The sequence below is a fragment of the Kitasatospora sp. MBT63 genome (assembly GCF_000710465.2).
Lineage (GTDB): Bacteria > Actinomycetota > Actinomycetes > Streptomycetales > Streptomycetaceae > Kitasatospora.
Genome location: NZ_JAIZ01000413.1, coordinates 1 through 17744, shown reverse-complemented (window position 1 = coordinate 17744; position 17744 = coordinate 1). Strand labels below are relative to the sequence as shown.

Below are 17744 nucleotides of genomic sequence, written 5' to 3'. Positions count from 1 at the left end.
GCGAGCAGGGCGGCCACCCGGCGGGGCACCGGGCCCGGCGCGGCGAACGCGGCCAGGGCGCCCGCGACCGCGCCGGGAACCGGCGGCGGGACGGAGATGAGCGCGGCCCGGGCGACGGCCCGGGCAGTCAGCCGCCGGTCGCCGACAGAGTGCGCGGCCTCCTCGTCGGCCCACCGCTCGGTGCTGTAGGCGACAGCCTGCCGCAGCGGCCGCAGACAGGGGTTGACGCAGGCCGCGAGCTGGGTGGCCAGCAGGTAGCGGTGGTGATGGTGGGTCAGGTGGGCCCGTTCGTGCGCCAGCAGGACGGTCTGCTCGTCCGGGGCGAGGCCGGCCAGCATGCCGGTCGACACCGCGATCCGGCCGGGCGCGCCGGGCAGCGCGTACGCGTACGGGCGCTCGTCCGGCAGGACGGCGACCTCGGGCCCGCTGACGCCCGCCACCCCGAGCGCCTGCCGGCTGCGGGCCCGGACCCGACGGTGCCGGCGCAGGGTGCGGGCGCAGGCGGCGAGCACCACCAGCAGGGCGACGATCGCCGAGCTGCCGATGGTCCGGTGGAACGGGACGGCGTTGCGCACCTCCGGGTCGGACCAACTGTCCGGCAGCGGGTTGCCGGTGAGGTGGGCGGTGCCGACCACGAAGAGCAGGCACAGGCTGATCGCGCAGCTGGCCGCCATCACCACGGCGATCACCGTGAGCAGCCGGGCCGCCGTGCGCGGGTGCAGGTGCTGCTCGGCCAGCCGGGCGATGGGCAGGGCGGTGAGCGGCAGCACGAGCGGGAGGAAGACGAACACGCCCACGGCTCAGGCCTCGGATCCGTCCGCCGCGCTGTCGAGCAGGGCCCGCAGCAGTTCCTCGTCCTGCGGGAGCAGCGCGCTGACGAAGCTGGCGAGCACGGCGTCCCGGTCGGCGTGGGTGTCGAGCATCCGGCGCATCCGCAGCGCGGCGAGGCCGGCCGCGTCGGAGGCCGCCAGCCAGTGGTAGGAGCGGCCGGTGCGGCTGCGCGAGACGGCGTTCTTGCCGTGCAGGCGGGACAGGATGGTCATCACCGTGGTGTAGGCGAGGTCGCCGTCCAGCCGCTGCTGGACCCAGCCCGCGGTGACCGGCCCGGTCGCGGTCCGCAGGACCGCGAGCACCTGGGCCTCGAGCTCGCCCTGGGCGCGTCGGCGTACCCGGGGGAAGGCGGCCGCCGCGGTGGCCGAGGTGGTCGCCTGGTGGTCCGTCGTGGTGTCGCGCACGTCGGCGGCTCCCTCCGGTTCGGTGGCTCCGGACTGCCGGGGCGCTTCGTCGTCATCCTACTGAGCCGTCGTACCGGGCCGGCACGGGCCGGGGCGGGGGTGGGCTCCCGGGGCGGCTCGCGTGGTGCGGCGGTGGGCGCGCGAACTGACGGAAGGTCGGTGAATTGTCCGGTTTGGGCGCTATGCTCGACGGGTTGCCGCCCGGTCCGCGGTCGCCGTCGGCGGCCCCGCCCCGCGGCGGCTGACGGTCCGTCCGCCGGGTGGCCGCCGGAACTGTCCGGCGTGGTGAAGGGGGTACACGGGTGGTCGAGCGGCGCAGCCGCCGGAAGCCGGTGCTCTGGGGCATGGCGGGCCTGCTCTCGCTGGTCCTGCTGGCCGGTGTGGTGGTGTACCACCGGCTCAACGGCAATCTGCGGATCTTCGACGGGGACGCGCTGAGCCGCGACCGCCCGGCCGCCGGCGGCCCGGACGCGCAGGGGCGCACCCCGGTCAACGTGCTGCTGATCGGCTCCGACTCCCGAGACGGCGCCAACCGCGACCTCGGCGGCGGGGTGGAGAGCGGCGCCCGCTCGGACACCACCATCCTGCTGCACGTGTACGCCGACCACCGGCACGCCGTCGGGGTGTCGATCCCGCGCGACTCGCTGGTGGACATCCCGCCGTGCATGCTGCCGGACGGCAAGTGGACCAGGCAGCAGACCGGGGCGACCTTCAACAGCGCGTTCGAGGTCGGCGGCAGCGCCGACGGCAACCCGGCGTGCTCGCAGAACACCGTGGAGAAGCTGACCGGCCTCCGGGTCGACCACACCATCGTGGTCAACTTCTCCGGGTTCGCCTCGATGACCAGTGCGGTCGGCGGCGTGGAGGTCTGCGTCCCGAAGCCGGTGTACGAGGGCGACCTCAACCCGAACCTCGGCCGGCCGGGCCGGCTGCTGTTCCCGCAGGGCAAGCAGCGGGTCCAGGGCCAGGCGGCGCTGGACTACGTACGGTTGCGGCACGGCATCGGCGACGGGTCCGACATCGGCCGCACCAAGCGGCAGCAGGCCTTCCTCGGCTCGCTGCTGCGGCAGATCAAGGGGGTCGGGATGAACCCGGCCACCCTGCTGCCGCTCGCGGACGCCGCCACCGGCTCGCTGGTGGTCGACCCCGGACTCGGTTCGGCGGTCAAGCTGCTGGACTTCGCGCTCTCGCTGCGGGACATCGAACTCGCCGACGCCCGCTTCCTCACCGTGCCCTGGCGCTACCAGGGGTCCCGGGTGGCGCTGGTCCAGCCGGACGCCACCCAGCTGTGGGCGGCGCTGCGGGCCGAACGGCCGCTGGACGGGTCCGACGCCGACGCCTCGGCCTCGCCGGGCGCCGCGGCGCAGCGCGGCATCGAGGTCGAGGTCCGGGACGGCAGCGGCACCGCGGGTCTGGCCGCCCGCGCCACCGAGCAGCTGACGCTGAACGGCTTCACGCTCGCCGCCCGGGCCGCCGTCGCCACGCCGGCCCGCCGGACCACCGCGGTCCGCTACGGGCCGGGGCAGGAGTCGGCGGCCCGCGAGGTGGCCGGGCTGTTCCCCGGCGCGGGGCTGGAGCCGTCCGCGGAGCCGGGCGTGGTGCTGCTGCTGGGACGCGAGTTGGGGACCGCGACGGCGAGCCCGGGAGGCGCCTCGCCCGGCGGCGGGCCGGCCGGGCGGCTGCCGGCCTCGCTCACCGCGGCGGGCAGGTCCGCCGCCGACGACCCGTGCACCGACCTGTCGTACGGCTGACGCCTCCCGGGGCGCGCGGAGCGCTGACGGCGGACCAGGGGACGGGTCGGCCCGGCCGATTCACGCGCGATCTACAGTGCTGTAGATTCGGAGCAGCGCGAGATGCAGGGAGCCGGGCGCGCGCGGACCGGCGCGGGGAAGCAGGAGGACACCATGGGAGTCACGCTCGCCAAGGGCGGAAACGTCTCGCTGACCAAGGAGGCCCCCGGGCTCACCGCGGTCATCGTCGGACTGGGCTGGGACGTGCGGGGCACCACCGGCGCCGACTTCGACCTCGACGCCAGCGCGCTGCTGTGCAACGAGAGCGGCCGGGTGCTCGGTGACCAGCACTTCGTCTTCTACAACAACCTGCGCAGCCCCGACGGTTCGGTCGAGCACAGCGGCGACAACCTCACCGGTGGCGGCGACGGCGACGACGAGCAGATCAAGGTCGACCTGTCGGCGGTGCCCGCCCAGGTCGTCAAGGTCGTCTTCCCGGTCTCCATCTACGACGCCGAGGCCCGGCGGCAGAGCTTCGGCCAGGTGCGCAACGCCTTCATCCGGGTGGTCAACCAGGCCGACGGCAGCGAGGTCGCCCGCTACGACCTGACCGAGGACGCCTCAACCGAGACCGCCATGGTCTTCGGCGAGCTCTACCGCTACGGCAACGAGTGGAAGTTCCGCGCCATCGGCCAGGGTTACGCCTCCGGCCTGCGCGGCATCGCCCTCGACTACGGCGTCAACGTCTGACCCGACCCCCGTCCGGCCCCGGGGCCGCGACCGCGTACCGCGCGGCCGCGACCCCGGGGCCGTCCGCGTACCCGCCGGGGCCCTCTGGTAGAACTCGGGACCGTCGGGACACGGGGTCCACCGGCGGCCGGCCCGGCCGTCACGGCCGAAGGGGAGCAGCAGTGACCACGGAGAGCACCGAGAACACGGGGACCGAGGGGATCACGGGGACGGCGGGGACCGGGGGGACCACCGAACGGATCGGACCGCCCCTGGTCGGAGGCGAACGCGAGATGCTGCGCGCCTTCCTCGACTACCACCGTGCCACCCTCGCGATGAAGTGCGACGGCCTGTCGGACGAGGAGCTGCGCCGGCAGTCGATGCCGCCCTCCACGCTCTCGCTGCTCGGCCTGGTGCGGCACCTGGCGGAGGTGGAACGGACCTGGTTCCGCCGGGTGGTGGGCGGCGAGACCGTCCCGCTGGTGTACTCCGACCAGGACGACTACCAGGTGGCGTACGACGCGAGCGGTGCCACCCGTTCGGAGGCGTTCGCGGCCTGGGAGGCGGAGGTCGCGCACTCCCGCCGGATCGAGCGGGAGGCCGAGTCGCTGGACGTCACCGGCCACAACGCCAGGTGGGGCGAGGACGTGTCGCTGCGGCTGGTGATGCTGCATCTGATCCACGAGTACGCACGGCACAACGGCCACGCCGACCTGCTGCGGGAGGGCATCGACGGGACCGTCGGCGCCTGAGCGGCGCGGCCCCGCCGGGCGCGCCCGCTCGGACCGGCGGCCCGGTCAGACCAGCAGCTCGCCCACCAGCTCCGCGAACTCCTCCGGCGTCACCACCCGCACCCCGAGCTCCTCGGCCTTGGCCCGCTTCGAGCCGGCCTTGTCCCCGGCGACCAGCAGGGTGGTGCGCTTGGAGACGCTGGAGGACGCCTTGCCGCCGGCCCGCTCGATCAGCTCGTTGGTCTCGGTGCGCGACAGGGCGGCGAGCGGCCCGGTCATGGTGCCGGTGACCACCACCGCCTGCCCGGCGAGCGGGCCCTGCGGCCCGTCCTCGGCGGCGGATGCGGAGGCCGCGGAGGACCCGGAGACCGTGGCGGGCGCGGTCGGGGCGGTGACGGCGGTGCCCACGCCGAGCGCCGCCAGCCGGTCCAGGACATCGGCCAGTTCGGCGAGTTCGGCGACCACCACGGCGGCCTTCTCCGGGCCGATGCCGTCCACCCCGGCGAGCGCCTCGGCGTCGGCGGCGCGGATCGCGGCCATGCTGCCGAAGTGCGCGGCGATCCGGCGGGACATCGACCGGCCGGTGCCGCGGACCCCGAGCGCGCAGAACACCCGGTGCAGCGGCTGGGCCTTGGCCGCGGCGAGGGCGGCGATCAGGTTGTCGGCGCTGGTGTCGCCCATCCGCTCCAGGATCAGCAACTGCTCCCTGGTCAGCGTGAACAGGTCGGCGAGGTCGGTGACCAGGCCGGCGTCGACCAGCTGGACGGCCCGGGTGCCGCCGAGGCCCTCGATGTCGAGCTGGTCGCGCCCGGCCGCGTAGCGGATCGAGGCGACGGCCTGGCAGCCGCGCCCGCGCACGCAGCGCCAGCGCTGCTGGGAGGTGTCGATCGCGTCGCCGCAGCGCGGACAGTCCGTCGGGAAGACGATCTCGCGCTCGGCGCCGGTGCGCTGCTCGGTCAGCGGCGCCTCGACGCGCGGGATGACGTCGCCGGCGCGGTGCACGAAGACCTGATCGCCGATCAGCAGGCCGCGGCGGGTGATGTCGGCGGGGTTGTGCAGGGTGGCGTACGTGATCGTGACGCCGTCCACCTCGACCGGCTCCAGGACGGCCCGGGGGGCGATCACGCCGGTCCGGCCGACGTTCCACTCCACCTCCAGCAGCCGGGTGACCTTGTGCACGGCGGGCAGTTTGTAGGCGACCGCCCAGCGCGGTGCCCGCGAGCCGGAGCCGGCCTGCTCCTGGTCGGCGGCCGCGTCCGCCTTGATCACGATCCCGTCGATCCCGAACGGGAGCGCCGCCCGCAGCGCGCCGATCTCGGCGATCCGCTGCTGGACCTGCGCCACGTCGGTGCAGTGGCGCGGGCCCGCCGCGGTGGCCGCGGCGGTGTTGGCGCCGAGCGCGGCGATCCGCTCCAGCAGCTCGCTGTGGGCGGGTTCGGGCAGCCCGAGGGCGTCGTAGGCGAAGAAGGTGAGCTCGACCCGGTAGGCGCGGTCCTTGGCCCGCAGGGTGCCGGCCGCGCCGTTGCGCGGGTTGGCGAACGGGGTGGCGCCGTGCGCCAGCCGGACCGCGTTGGCCTGCTCGAACTGGCTCTGCGTCAGCAGCACTTCGCCGCGCAGCTCGACGTCGACCGGCTCGCCGAGCTCGGCCGGCAGCCCGAGCACCGCGCCGGTGGCGTGTGAGATGTCCTCGCCGGCCAGGCCGTCGCCGCGGGTGACCAACTGGACCAGCCGGCCCGCCCGGTAGCGGGCCGCCACCGCCAGGCCGTCCAGCTTGGGCTCCACGCACCAGCCCGCGACCGGCCGGCCGAGCCGGCGCTCCAGCCCGGCGGCCCACAGGTCGAGCTCCTCGGCCGAGAAGACGTTGTCCAGGCTCAGCATGGGCACGCTGTGCGGGACGTCGCCGCTGGCCGCGCCGCCGGCCACCTTGCCGGTCGGGGAGTCCGGCAGCACCTGGTCGGGGTGGGCCTGCTCGTACGCGGTGATCGAGCGCAGCAGCGCGTCGTACTCGTCGTCGCCCAGCGGCGTGGAGCCGTCGGCGTAGTAGGCCTCGGCCGCCCGGACGGCGGTGGCGACGGCATCGGCGTAGGCGGTGGGGGAGGCCGGAACGGCTGCGTGCTTCATGTCGAACATCATCTCGACCGACACTGACAGTTCCCGACCGGCAGTGATCGCGGGCGGGCGGATGGCCCGGGTTGATCGCGGGTGCGCCGCCAGGGGCGTGGGCGGCCGGGGCTCAGGCCGGTCCCGGCGGAGCCTTCAGCGCCGCCAGGCGGGCGGACGCCGCCGAGAGCAGCAACTCCAGCGCCAGCGGGTACCCGCTGCGCCGCATGTCGGTGACCAGCAGCCGGGCGGTGGCCGCGATGTTGGGGTGGGTCTCGGCGGGCAGCCTGGCGTAGTGCCGCTGCCAGACCGCCAGGTCGGCCGCGCGGGCGGGGGCGGGCAGCGCGTCGGCGGCCGCGTCCAGCGCGGCGAACGCCAGGCCCTGGTCGACGAAGGCGTGGTAGATCGCGACCGCCTCCGGGTCCGGGAACCCGGCGCCGCGCAGCACCCCGAGGATGGTCTCCACCGCGCGGGCCTCGTTCTGCCGCCCGGTGGTCCGGTACGCGGCCAGCAGGGCGGCCTGCGGATGCGCCTGGTACGCCGCGTGGATCCGCAGGCCGATGGTGCGCAGGTCGGCGACCCAGTCGCCGGTCGAGCGCCAGTCGTGCTGGGCGCGGGCGATCAACTCGTCCGCGATGGCGAGCAGCAGGTCGTCGGTGTTGTGGAAGTACCGGTAGATCGCGCTGGGGTCGGCGCCGAGCGCGGCGCCGAGCCGGCGGACGGTGAGCGCCTCGGCGCCGTGCTGGGCGAGCAGCCGCAGCGCGGTCGAGATGATCACCTCGGCCGACAGGACGGTGCCCTGCTTGGTCGGCCGCCGTCGGCGGCGCTCGGGTTCGGGGACCACGCGCTCGTTCATCCGGCTGTGCTCCTGCGGTCGTCGGCCGGGCGGAGGGCCCGGCCCGCTGGCGGCACCTTATGACAACGCCATTGACCTGAAAAGGCCCCCGGGAGTTTCATGACCAGCCACCGGGGCCCGACGCGGCCCCCACGGTCGAGGCGGTGGTCCGTTGGCAGCAATGGCGAAGGACGAGGCGAGAGCCCGGGGGAACGGCGACGGGGCGGGCGGGCCCGGCGCGGGGAGCGGCGGCACGGCGCCGCACACCACGATGCGCAAGACGCTCGGCGTGGTGGACGGCGTGGCCATCGCGGCCTCCAGCACCGCCGCCACCTCCAGCATCGGCATCGGTCTGGGACTGACGGCCTCGGTCGTCGGACTGCACCTGCCGGCCATCATGCTGCTGGCCTTCCTGCCGGTGCTGGGCATCGCCGGCGCGTACGGCCGGCTCAACCTGGTCGAGCCCAACGCGGGCAACTCGTACACCTGGGTGGGGCGCACGCTCAACCCCTGGCTGGGCTTCCTGACCGGCTGGGTGAACACCGTGGGCACCATCGTGTTCATGGCCTACACCACGGCGGTCACCGGCTCGGCGCTGATCCAGCTGGCGGGCGAGGCCGGCCTGCACCGCCTGTTCGGGCTGGACCTGGACCCGGACTCCACCCGGCAGACCACCGTGATCGGCCTGGTGGTGCTGGTGGCCGCCACCGTGGTGGCGGTGCGCGGGCTGCAGCTGGCCGCCCGGCTGCAGAAGTACCTGCTGGTCTTCGAGTACCTGGTGCTGCTCGGCTTCTGCGGCTACGGCCTGTTCGCCGGGTCGCAGCCGTTCTCGCTGGACTGGTACAACCCGTTCGCCATCCCCTCGATGGGGGCGCTGGCCCAGGGCATGGTGCTGGCGGTGTTCTGCTACTGGGGCTTCGAGGCGGTGTTCAGCGTCGGCGAGGAGGTCCGCGAGCCGAAGGACGCCTCCCGGGGCGGCATGATCGCCCTGGTCACCATGCTGGCGCTGTTCCTGCTGGCCGGGACCGCCTTCCAACGCGTGCTGCCGCTCGACGAGTTGGCCGACAACGGCGCCCAGGGCCTGACCTACTTCGGCAACAAGCTCGCGCACCAGCCGCTGGCCGCACTCCCGCTGATCGCACTGACCTTCTCCGCGGTCGCCTCCCTGCAGGCCAACGTCATCCCGACCGCCCGCGGCACCTACGCGATGGGCCGCGACGGCACCCTCGGCGCCGTCTGGACCAGGATCCACCCCCGCTACGCCACCCCGGTCACCGGCACCGTGCTGATCACCGCCATCGCCTCCGCCGTCGCCCTGGTCTCGCTGGTCATCCCGACCGTCACCGACCTGATCGATGCCGCCGTCAACGCCATCGGCATCGTCGTCGCCCTCTACTACGCGCTCACCGCCGTCGCCGCCGCCGTGCGCTTCCGCCACCTGCTGCGCGGCAACCCGTGGGTCGCGCTGCGGGCGGTGGTCGGCCCGCTGCTCGGCGCCGCCGTGCTGCTCGCCGTCGGCGGCTACCTGGCCTGGAGCTTCTACGACTCCGCCGACCACTTCGAACTCAGCGCCGACAACGGCTGGTTCCAGCTGCTGGTCCCCGTACTGATGATCGTCAGCGGTCTGCCGGTGGCCGGCTGGGCCCGCTGGGGCCGCCGTTCGGACTTCTTCCGGTCCGGCGCCGGGACCGACGGCGACGCACCCGGCACGATGCAGTAGCGCCCACGCGCCGTAGCGCCCGTGCGCTGGCCGCCCGTGCCGTGGCACCCACCCGACCACCCTCCGACCTCCCCGAGACCCGCTGGAGCCTCCATGACCCCCCACGCCGACCTGGTCCTGACCGGCGGCCCGGTCTTCACCGCCGACGCCGCCCGCACCAGGGCCACCGCACTCGCCGTCACCGGCGAGCGGATCACCGCCGTCGGCCACGACGAGGTGCGCGAGCTGATCGGCCCGCGCACCGACGTGGTCGACCTGGAAGGCCGGATGGTGGTGCCCGGCTTCCAGGACGCCCACCTGCACGCCGTCTACGGCGGTACCGAACTCGGCGAGTGCGACCTGTCCGGCACCGTCGGCGCCGAGGAGTACCTGCGGCGGATCCGGGCGTTCGCCGAGGCCCACCCGGGGCGTCCCTGGATCACCGGCAGCGGCTGGTCGATGGAGAGCTTCGCCGGCGGCACCCCCACCCGGCAGCTGCTCGACTCGGTGGTCCCCGACCGCCCGGTCTACCTGCTCAACCGCGACCACCACGGCGCCTGGGCCAACACCCGCGCCCTGGAGCTGGCCGGCCTCACCCGGGACACCCCCGACCCGGCCGACGGCCGGATCGAACGGGAGGCCGACGGCACCCCGTCCGGGATGCTCCAGGAGGGCGCCACCGGCCTGGTCGCCCGCCTGGTGCCGCCCACCACCGCGGCCGACCGGCTGGCCGGGCTGCTGCGGGCCCAGGAACTGCTCCACTCGCTCGGCATCACCGGCTGGCAGGACGCGCTGCTCGGGGTCTTCAACGGCCAGCCCGACCCCACCGACGCCTACCTGGCCGCCGCCGGCGCCGGCACCCTGACGGCCAGGGTCACCGGTGCCCTGTGGTGGCAGCGCGAACGCGGCGCCGAGCAGATCCCCGAGCTGGTCGCCCGCCGGGCCGGGAACACCCTCGGCCGGTTCAGCACCCCGGCCGTGAAGATCATGCAGGACGGCATCGCGGAGAACTTCACCGCCGCGATGACCGCCCCCTACCTGGACGGCTGCGGCTGCGCCACCGCCAACTCCGGCCTGAGCTTCGTCGATCCGGTGGCGCTGCGCTCGTACGTCACCGAACTGGACGCGCTCGACTTCCAGGTGCACTTCCACGCGCTCGGCGACCGCGCGGTGCGCGAGGCGCTGGACGCCGTCGAGGCCGCCCGCAAGGCCAACGGCAGGCGTGCCACCCGGCACCACCTGGCCCACCTCCAGGTGGTCCACCCGCAGGACGTACCGCGCTTCGCGGCGCTCGGCGCGATCGCCAACATCCAGCCGCTGTGGGCCGCGCACGAGCCGCAGATGGACGAGCTGACCATCCCGTTCCTCGGGCCGGAGCGGGCCGGCTGGCAGTACCCGTTCGGCGACCTGCTGCGCTCCGGTGCCACCCTGGCGGCCGGCAGCGACTGGCCGGTCAGCAGCCCCGACCCGATCGCGGGCATCCACGTCGCGGTGAACCGGGCGGAGCCCGGCGCCACCGACGGCCGGGTCTTCCTGCCCGAGCAGCGGCTCGACCTGGCGACCGCGCTGGCCGCGTACACGGCCGGGTCGGCGCACGTGAACGGCCAGGACGAGGTCGGCACGCTGCAGGCCGGCCGGCTGGCCGACCTGGTGCTGCTGGACCGGGACCCGTTCGCGGGCCCGGCCGAGGAGATCGCCGCCACCCGCGTCCTGCGGACCTGGGTCGGCGGACGGCTGGTGCACCGCGCCGACTGACCGCGGGACCGGACCGGCCCGTACCGGGGCCGGCCGGGTGTCCCGGGTCCGGCGCCGCGGCGTCGGGCCCGGGATCTGTCGTACCCCGGTGCCATGCTGAGTGACTGTCAGCGGAGCCGCCCGAGACCGCGGCCCCGCACCCTTCGCCTGCCCGGGAGTGCCCCCGTGTCCACCAAGATCTTCGTCAACCTGCCGGTCAAGGACCTGGAGAAGTCGAAGGCCTTCTTCGCCGCGCTCGGCTACGCGTTCAACCCGCAGTTCACCGACGACAAGGCCGGCTGCCTGGTGCTCGGCGAGGACAGCTTCGTGATGCTGCTGAGCGAGCCGTTCTTCGCGACCTTCACCAAGAAGTCCATCGCGGACACGGCGTCCTCCGCCGAGGTGATCGTGGCGCTCGGCGTCGCGAGCCGCGCCCGGGTCGACGAGCTGGCCGACGCGGCGCTGGCGGCCGGCGGCACGCCGTCCAACGAGCCCAGCGACCAGGGCTTCATGTACGGCCGCAGCTTCCAGGACCTCGACGGCCACCTCTGGGAGGTCATCTGGATGGACCCGGCGCACGTCCAGGGCTGATCCCTCCGTGCGTTCCCCCGGCCGAGCGCTGTTAGGTTAGCCTCGCCTAAACAAGCTGGACGGGGTGCCGCTGCCGCCCCCGAGGGGAGCGACCGTGGAACCGAAGGAACTCGCCGGAGAGGTCGCCCTGGTCACCGGGGCAGGTCAGGGGATCGGTGCGGCGGTGGCCCGCGCGCTGGCGGCCCGGGGCGCCCGGGTCGCGGCGGCCGACCTCGACCCCGCCGGGATCGAGCGGCTGGCGGCCGGCTCCGGCGGCGCGGTGTCCGCCCATCCGCTCGACGTCGCCGACCCGGCCGCCGTCGAGGCGGCGGTGGCCCGGATCGAGGGTGAACTCGGGCCGCTCACCGTCCTGGTGAACGTCGCCGGCATCCTGCGGACGGCGCCCGTCGTCGACCTCACCGACCAGGACTGGGCGGACACTTTCGCCGTCAACGCCTCGGGCGTCTTCCACGTCAGCCGCGCGGTGGCCGGGCGGATGGCCGCGCGCGGACGCGGCTCGGTGGTCACGGTCGGCTCCAACGCGGCCGGGGTGCCGCGGGTCGGGATGGCCGCGTACGCCGCCTCCAAGGCCGCCGCGACCATGTTCACCAAGTGCCTCGGGCTGGAGCTGGCCCGCTCCGGCGTGCGCTGCAACGTGGTCTCGCCCGGCTCCACCGACACCGCGATGCAGCGCGCGCTCTGGTCCGGTGACGAGCGGGCCGCCGCGGCCCGGGTGATCGCGGGCGACCTCGACTCCTACCGGGTCGGCATACCGCTCGGCCGGATCGCCGACCCGGAGGACATCGCCGAGGCGGTGGTCTTCCTGGCCTCCGACCGGGCCCGCCACATCACCATGCACGACCTGTACGTGGACGGCGGTGCCACCCTGCGGGCCTGACCGGACGGCCGACTGTCAACCGAGGGTTGACGCCCACGGGGGTGTCAACCTAAGGTTGACGCATGGACGAACCCGTGCAGATGACCGGCCCGGTCCGGCTCGACGACCTGATCGCGGCCATCAAGAAGGTCCACCCCGACACCCTCGACCAGCTCTCCGGCGCGGTGATCGCCGCGGACCACCTCGGCGAGCTGGCCGACCACCTGATCGGCCACTTCGTCGACCAGGCGCGCCGCTCGGGCGCGTCCTGGACCGACATCGGCAGGAGCATGGGGGTCACCCGGCAGGCCGCCCAGAAGCGCTTCGTGCCCAAGGACCCCGGTGAGCCGTCCGACCTCGACGCCTCCCAGGGCTTCGGCCGCTTCACCGTCCCGGCCCGCAACGTCGTCATCACCTCCCAGGAGGAGGCCCGGGCCGCCGGGAACGACGAGATCCGCCCCGAGCACCTGCTGCTCGGCCTGCTCGCCGAACCGCAGGCCGTCGCCGCCCGCGTCCTGGAGGCGCAGGGCGTCACCGCCGACGCCGTCCGGCGGGCCGCCACGGCGGCGCTGCCGCCGCCGGCCGAGCGGGTGCCGGACCTGATCCCGTACGACGGGGCGGGCCGGAAGGTCCTGGAGCTGACCTTCCGTCAGGCCCTGCGGCTGGAGCACCGGCACATCGGGACGGAGCACATCCTGCTCGCCCTGTTCGAGCAGGAGGCGGGCGACGGCGTGCTCACCGGTCTCGGTCTCGACCGGGCCGCCGCCGAGGCCGCCGTGGTCGAGGCGGTCGCCGCCGAGCTCGCCGGACCCGCCGAGGACGCCGACGCCTGACGGGCGCTCACCAGTACCGTTCGTCGTCCTCGGCGACGGGCTGTACGAGTTCCGGGCCGCCCCGGTGCGGGGTGGCCGGGTAGCCCTCCGGCGGGGCCGGCAGTGCGGCGACGCACGCCGCCGAGCAGGCGTTGACCAGCAGCGGCAGCACATCGGTCGCCACCCGCAGGGAGATCCACACCTGGTGCACCGCGCCGCCGTCCAGCGCCCGGTCGCAGACGCTGCAGGTCCGCAGGGCCCCGCCCCCCACCCCGGGGTCGGCCGCACCGGCCGGGTGCGGTCCGCCGTCGAGTGCAGGGAACGGCGGCCGGATATTCTCGTTGCCGAACAGCGCCCGGGTGCTCACCGTGCTCCGCCGCAGGTTCCGGCACCGGGTCAGCTCGTACGGGTACCAGTGCAGCCGGTACGAGGTGTACGGGGTGAACTCCTCGAGCGCGGTCATCGCCCCGATCTCCGGCGGGATCCGCACCAGCGCGCTGCCGTACAGGTTGAAGGTCCGCACCGCGGTCAGCCGGGCGATGGACGGCGGCAGCGTGATCACCTCGGCCCGCTCCGCGGGGCTGAGCTCCCGCAGCGGGTGGAACTCCTCGCGCCCGTCCGCGGCGGCCTCCTCGACCAGCGCGAGCAGGTGGAGCCAGCCGGGGGCGGAGGTGTCCTGCAGTTCGGTGTGGAAGCGCACCTTGCGGCGCCGGGACACCCGGTACTGGTCGAAGCAGCGGCAGGTCCGGTCGTCGGCCGGGGCGGGCACATCGGCGCCGAAGCGGTTGCGGAGCACGGGCCCGCCGGGGTCGGTCGTCATGCGGCGACCGTACCGGCCGGCCCGCGGGGTGCTGCGCGCAGGGCCGTCAGCCGCTCCCGTCCTCGGTCTCGGCGGTGGTGCCGTCCGCGCGGACCGCGAACCGCGGCTCCCACCCGGGATGGCCGGACCACGGCAGCGCCATCTCCACCAGGGCGTCCCACGGCAGATGCCAGCGGCGGGGGTCCCGGGTGTCCGCGACCATCAGGGCCACCGCCGCGCCCAGCAGGGCGCTCGAGTTGCGCAGTGCGGTGCGCAACCGGTCGGCGCCGTCCGCGTAGTCGACGCTCTCGAGCTCCTCGGCGCTGCGGGCGCCGACGAACTCCACGAGGTCGCGCACCGTCTCGGCGGACGGCTGGGCGGGCTGGGCGGCGCGGTTCGGTTCGGGATCGCTCACCCGTCCATCCCAGCACGGAGGCCGGCCGCACGGTGCGAGGCGCACCCGGCGGGCACGCAGTCGCTTGCCATCGCCTGACGGTCTGTTCTATAAGTAATAGAGCAGGCAGACGGCAGGCGGGAGCCGATGTGATCCTCACCCTCGATCTGAACAGCGAGATCCCGATCTACCAGCAGATCCGCGACCGGGTGGTCGAGGCGGTCGCCGCCGGCGAACTGGCCGAGGGTGCGGCGCTGCCGTCGACCCGTCAGCTGGCCGCCGACCTCGGCATCAACTTCCACACCGTCAACAAGGCCTATGACCTGCTGCGTCGCGAGGGGCTGCTGCTCCTGAACCGCAAGAGCGGCGCCGTGGTGCGCCGGGACGCCCGTTCCGGGCCGCCGGAGCCCGGCTTCACGGACGACTGGGGTGCCCGGCTGCGCACGCTGCTGGCCGAGGCGACGGTGCAGGGGCTCGACGGGGCGGCGGTGCTGGCGGCCTGCGGCCGGACGGTGGGCGGGTTCCGGGTGCGGCCCGAGGGGGCCCGCGTGGAGGGGGAGTCGGTATGACGGTCACGGCGGTGGTGTCCGGGGCGATCGTCCCGGTGGTGGTTCTGGTGCTGGCCTGGCTGGCGCCGGCGATGGCCGACCCGGGTCTGCCGTTCGGGGTGCGGATCCCGGCGGCGCACCGGGACGCGGCTGTAATAGGTGAGCAACGCCGGTCCTACCGGAGGCTGTTGGCGTTGGGTGGCGGGTCCGCGGTGGCGGTCGGGGCGGTGCTCGCCGCCGTCCTGCCGGACCCGGCCGCGGTGGCGACGGCGGTGACCGCCGTGGTCGCGGCGGTCGGCGCGACGGCCCATGTCCGGGCCCGCCGGGCGATCCGCTCCGCCAAGGAGCGCGAGGGCTGGTACCGGGGTCTGCGGCAGGGCGTGAGCGTCGACACCTCGCTGCGGACCCGGCCGGTCCGGGCGCCCTGGCCGTGGGCGGCGCCCGCGGCCCTGCTGATCGCGCTGACCGCCGCACTCGCCGTCGCCCGGTATCCGGGAATGCCCGGGCAACTGCCCACCCACTTCGGGGCCGACGGTACGGCGGACCGGTTCGCGGCCAAGTCCCTCACCACCGCCTTCGCGCCCGTCCTCGCGCAGCTCGGGCTCACCGGCCTGCTCGGGCTGACCGTTCGCCTCGCCCTGCGCGGGCGGGCCGACCTCGACCCGGCCGACCCGGCGGGCAGCGCCGCGCGGCACCGCCGCTACCTCAGGCGGACCTCGGCCGCGCTGCTGGTGCTGGCCGCCCTCGTCGACCTGTCGGTGCTGCTCGCGGCGGTACGGATCTGGCGCGGCGAACACACCGTCGAGCCCGCCGAACTGCTCGCTCCGGTGCTCCTTGGGCTGGCGGTCCTGGTGGTCGTCGCCGTCCGCACCGGTCAGGGCGGCAGCCGGCTCGACCGGGCCTCCGCGCGGCCCGAGCCCGGCCCGGGCCCGGAGCCGGGCCTGGTCCACGTCGACGACGACCACCACTGGCGGCTGGCCGGCACGGTGTACGTCAACCGGCGGGACCCGGCGCTGCTGGTGCCAAAGCGCCTGGGCGTCGGGTGGACCCTCAACCTCGGCAACCCGCGGACGCTGCTGCTCGCCGCGCTCTGCGCGGGCTTCGCGCTCGCCATGAGCCTGATCTGACCCCACCGCGACCCCTGGGCGCGCCGCACCGTACGGGTGTGGCGCGCCCAGCTGCGTTGCCGGCCCCCCCGGCGGCCTGCGCCCGACTGCGGGTGGAGGCACCGCCAGGACTGCTGCCCCCGCGGGGATTGACGGCGCGTCGACACGATGGTTCAGTGGCTCAGCCACTACACCTCTGGATACGGGAGAGGCCGATGAAGACGCTGCCCCGGCGCGGCACGGCGTTCGACGAGCTGATGGTGGGGACCGTGCGGCTCGCGGGCGAGGCCGGGGCGCGTCCGATCCGGCTGGACCTCGCGGTCCGGGCGGACCGGGTGCTACTGCCGCACCGCACCACCGACGCCCGCCTCACCGGCCGGGTCCGGATCGGCGGACTGGCCGACGACCCGTCCGCCGCAGGGGAGTTGGAGATCTCCCCGCTGGCCCGGCGACGGATCCGCTACCGGATCGAACTCCGCTCCGGGGAACGGCGGTTGACGCTGCTCGGCTGGAAGTCGGTCACCGCGAGGCGCCCACTGGAGTCGATGACGGTGCTCCCCTTCACCCTGCTGGAGGACGGCGCCGCGGTAGGCCGCGGCACCCTGCGCTTCCCGCTCGCCACCGCGCTGCTGCCGTTCGTGGCCAGCTGGCGCTTCCCGCGTCCCGCCGCCGCGCCCGCCGACGGGCCCGGCGCCACCGCGCGGGCGGTGGAGCGGGAACTGACCCCGCGCTGGGACGGCACCCCCGGTCGCACCGAGGTCTGGTACACCACCCTCACCGACCCCGCCGACGGCACCGGCCTGTGGCTGCACCACGAACTGACCGCGCCCACCGACGGCACGCCCGCCCGCGAACACGGCTGGATCGCACTGTTCCCGCCCGGCGGCCCGCCCGAGCACGCCCGCTACACCGTCGAACCGGGCGACACCGACGCCCCGGGCCGCCTGCGCGGCACGGCCGGCCCGTACAGCTGGGACCTGACCGAACGGTTCACCGGACCGCCGCTGTACACCTTTCCCCGCTGGGCCTGGCGCCGGCCGCTGCTGCCCGCCGCGCACATGCTCCCGGCGGCCACCTCCCGCTACACCGGAGCCGTCACCGGCCCCCGCGCCGGACTCCGGCTGGACGGCGCCCCGGGGGCGACCGCCCGGATCTACGGTCACGGCAACGCCCGGCGCTGGGCCTGGCTGCACGCCGACCTCGGCGGCGGCGACGTCCTGGAGGTGGTCGCCGCCGTCTCCCACCGGCCCGGGCTCGACCGGCTCCCGCCGCTGGTCTTCCTGCGCCTGCTGCACCGCGGCCGTACCTGGCCGCGCAGCTCGGCCCGCTCCGCGCTCGGCGGCTTCCGGACCGTCATCGGCCTGCCGGAGTGGACGGTGACGGGCCGCACCGCGCTGCGCCGGATCACCGTGACGGTCCGCCAGCCCGAGGACCGCACCCTCGCCCTCGACTACACCGACCCGGACGGCAGCCGGGCCGTCTGCCGCAACAGCGAGTCGGCCGACGCCCGGATCACCGTCGAACGCTGGCGGGGCCGTTGGCGCCAGGAGCACGCCTGGGTGCTGGACGGGACGGCGCACGCCGAGGTGGGCGGCCGATGACCCCCTCGCCCGCCGGCACCGACACCGACACCGACACCGGCACCGGTGCCGGCAGCCGGAGCAGCAGCCGCAGCCGCAGCCTGCACGGCCTGGTCGCCGCCCTGCTCGCCGACGACGGGCGCGAGCCCTGGCCCGCCGCCACCGCCGACCGCCTGGACGCCCTGCTCACCGCGCTGCCCGCACCCGCCCGGGCCGGCCTGCGCACCGCGGCCGCGGCCGTCGACGCGTACGCGCTGCTGCGCAC

The 17744-nt window shown here is 75.1% G+C and carries 18 protein-coding genes; 12 read left to right on the top strand and 6 right to left on the bottom strand.

Annotated features, from left to right (window positions below):
• Positions 1 to 797 (bottom strand): M56 family metallopeptidase (locus tag AA75_RS23250; protein WP_033822132.1); only part of this gene is annotated, 797 nt, incomplete at its 3' end.
• A gap of 3 nt (positions 798 to 800) precedes the next feature.
• A complete protein-coding gene (locus tag AA75_RS23245; protein WP_051813127.1) occupies positions 801 to 1133 on the bottom strand; it encodes a BlaI/MecI/CopY family transcriptional regulator in 333 nt (110 codons plus the stop codon).
• A 404-nt stretch (positions 1134 to 1537) separates the two neighbouring features.
• Here AA75_RS23245 and AA75_RS23240 point away from each other — a divergent pair, with 404 nt between their 5' ends.
• The 3 genes from AA75_RS23240 (at position 1538) to AA75_RS23230 (ending at position 4446) form a co-directional block, all read left to right on the top strand.
• Positions 1538 to 2986 (top strand): LCP family protein, encoded by a 1449-nt coding sequence (locus AA75_RS23240; RefSeq protein WP_233289148.1) that lies wholly within the window; start codon positions 1538 to 1540, stop codon positions 2984 to 2986.
• 153 nt (positions 2987 to 3139) lie between these two features.
• Positions 3140 to 3715, top strand: coding sequence for a TerD family protein (locus AA75_RS23235; RefSeq protein WP_033822131.1), 576 nt, complete (start codon positions 3140 to 3142; stop codon positions 3713 to 3715).
• Between the two features lie 272 nt (positions 3716 to 3987).
• Positions 3988 to 4446 carry a DinB family protein gene (locus AA75_RS23230; RefSeq protein ID WP_051813126.1) on the top strand — a complete coding sequence of 153 codons (459 nt, stop codon included), beginning with the start codon at positions 3988 to 3990 and terminating at the stop codon, positions 4444 to 4446.
• Between the two features lie 45 nt (positions 4447 to 4491).
• Here AA75_RS23230 and ligA read toward each other — a convergent pair whose 3' ends face one another.
• Positions 4492 to 6555 carry an NAD-dependent DNA ligase LigA gene (ligA, locus tag AA75_RS23225; RefSeq protein WP_033822135.1) on the bottom strand — a complete coding sequence of 688 codons (2064 nt, stop codon included), beginning with the start codon at positions 6553 to 6555 and terminating at the stop codon, positions 4492 to 4494.
• A 103-nt stretch (positions 6556 to 6658) separates the two neighbouring features.
• Positions 6659 to 7381 carry a TetR/AcrR family transcriptional regulator gene (locus tag AA75_RS23220; protein ID WP_033822130.1) on the bottom strand — a complete coding sequence of 241 codons (723 nt, stop codon included), beginning with the start codon at positions 7379 to 7381 and terminating at the stop codon, positions 6659 to 6661.
• Between the two features lie 250 nt (positions 7382 to 7631).
• Between AA75_RS23220 and AA75_RS23215 the strand changes: the two genes are divergently transcribed.
• The 5 genes from AA75_RS23215 to AA75_RS23195 all read left to right on the top strand — a co-directional run bounded on the left by AA75_RS23215 (position 7632) and on the right by AA75_RS23195 (position 13073).
• Positions 7632 to 9080 (top strand): APC family permease, encoded by a 1449-nt coding sequence (locus AA75_RS23215; RefSeq protein ID WP_033822129.1) that lies wholly within the window; start codon positions 7632 to 7634, stop codon positions 9078 to 9080.
• Positions 9081 to 9173: 93 nt separating this feature from the next.
• On the top strand, positions 9174 to 10814 hold the full coding sequence (locus AA75_RS23210) for an amidohydrolase (protein WP_033822128.1): 1641 nt from the start codon (positions 9174 to 9176) through the stop codon (positions 10812 to 10814).
• Positions 10815 to 10979: 165 nt separating this feature from the next.
• On the top strand, positions 10980 to 11384 hold the full coding sequence (locus tag AA75_RS23205; RefSeq protein ID WP_033822127.1) for a VOC family protein: 405 nt from the start codon (positions 10980 to 10982) through the stop codon (positions 11382 to 11384).
• Positions 11385 to 11478: 94 nt separating this feature from the next.
• Entirely contained in the window at positions 11479 to 12261 is a 783-nt protein-coding gene (locus tag AA75_RS23200) for a 2,3-dihydro-2,3-dihydroxybenzoate dehydrogenase (RefSeq protein WP_051813123.1), read from the top strand.
• 62 nt (positions 12262 to 12323) lie between these two features.
• Positions 12324 to 13073: a Clp protease N-terminal domain-containing protein gene (locus AA75_RS23195; protein ID WP_033822126.1), complete on the top strand. Its 750-nt coding sequence runs from the start codon at positions 12324 to 12326 to the stop codon at positions 13071 to 13073.
• A 7-nt stretch (positions 13074 to 13080) separates the two neighbouring features.
• Here AA75_RS23195 and AA75_RS23190 read toward each other — a convergent pair whose 3' ends face one another.
• Positions 13081 to 13872, bottom strand: a complete 792-nt coding sequence (locus AA75_RS23190; protein ID WP_233289147.1) for a leucine-rich repeat domain-containing protein — start codon at positions 13870 to 13872, stop codon at positions 13081 to 13083.
• A 46-nt stretch (positions 13873 to 13918) separates the two neighbouring features.
• Positions 13919 to 14266: a hypothetical protein gene (locus tag AA75_RS23185; RefSeq protein WP_033822125.1), complete on the bottom strand. Its 348-nt coding sequence runs from the start codon at positions 14264 to 14266 to the stop codon at positions 13919 to 13921.
• 128 nt (positions 14267 to 14394) lie between these two features.
• Between AA75_RS23185 and AA75_RS23180 the strand changes: the two genes are divergently transcribed.
• The 4 genes from AA75_RS23180 to AA75_RS23165 form a co-directional block, all read left to right on the top strand.
• Positions 14395 to 14814, top strand: coding sequence for a GntR family transcriptional regulator (locus tag AA75_RS23180; protein WP_033822124.1), 420 nt, complete (start codon positions 14395 to 14397; stop codon positions 14812 to 14814).
• The gene (locus AA75_RS23175) at positions 14811 to 15920 is read left to right on the top strand and encodes a DUF1648 domain-containing protein (protein ID WP_033822123.1); all 1110 of its coding nucleotides are present in this window, start codon (positions 14811 to 14813) and stop codon (positions 15918 to 15920) included. The genes AA75_RS23180 and AA75_RS23175 overlap by 4 nt, the downstream gene beginning before the upstream one ends.
• A 194-nt stretch (positions 15921 to 16114) precedes the next feature.
• Complete coding sequence (locus AA75_RS45920; protein ID WP_033822122.1) at positions 16115 to 17500, top strand: hypothetical protein; 1386 nt, start codon at positions 16115 to 16117, stop codon at positions 17498 to 17500.
• Positions 17497 to 17744, top strand: a 248-nt coding sequence (locus AA75_RS23165) for a hypothetical protein (protein WP_033822121.1), incomplete at its 3' end; no start/stop codon positions are given. The genes AA75_RS45920 and AA75_RS23165, both read left to right, overlap by 4 nt.

What these genes read in the sequence shown, in the direction of transcription:
- AA75_RS23230 (WP_051813126.1), top strand. Translation starts at nt 3,988, where the DNA reads ATGCTGCGCGCCTTCCTCGACTACCACCGTGCCACCCTCGCGATGAAG.
- AA75_RS23195 (WP_033822126.1), top strand. Translation starts at nt 12,324, where the DNA reads ATGGACGAACCCGTGCAGATGACCGGCCCGGTCCGGCTCGACGACCTG.
- AA75_RS23210 (WP_033822128.1), top strand. Translation starts at nt 9,174, where the DNA reads ATGACCCCCCACGCCGACCTGGTCCTGACCGGCGGCCCGGTCTTCACC.
- AA75_RS23235 (WP_033822131.1), top strand. Translation starts at nt 3,140, where the DNA reads ATGGGAGTCACGCTCGCCAAGGGCGGAAACGTCTCGCTGACCAAGGAG.
- AA75_RS23215 (WP_033822129.1), top strand. Translation starts at nt 7,632, where the DNA reads ATGCGCAAGACGCTCGGCGTGGTGGACGGCGTGGCCATCGCGGCCTCC.
- AA75_RS23175 (WP_033822123.1), top strand. Translation starts at nt 14,811, where the DNA reads ATGACGGTCACGGCGGTGGTGTCCGGGGCGATCGTCCCGGTGGTGGTT.
- AA75_RS45920 (WP_033822122.1), top strand. Translation starts at nt 16,115, where the DNA reads ATGAAGACGCTGCCCCGGCGCGGCACGGCGTTCGACGAGCTGATGGTG.
- ligA (WP_033822135.1), bottom strand. Translation starts at nt 6,555, where the DNA reads ATGTTCGACATGAAGCACGCAGCCGTTCCGGCCTCCCCCACCGCCTAC.
- AA75_RS23220 (WP_033822130.1), bottom strand. Translation starts at nt 7,381, where the DNA reads ATGAACGAGCGCGTGGTCCCCGAACCCGAGCGCCGCCGACGGCGGCCG.
- AA75_RS23190 (WP_233289147.1), bottom strand. Translation starts at nt 13,872, where the DNA reads ATGACGACCGACCCCGGCGGGCCCGTGCTCCGCAACCGCTTCGGCGCC.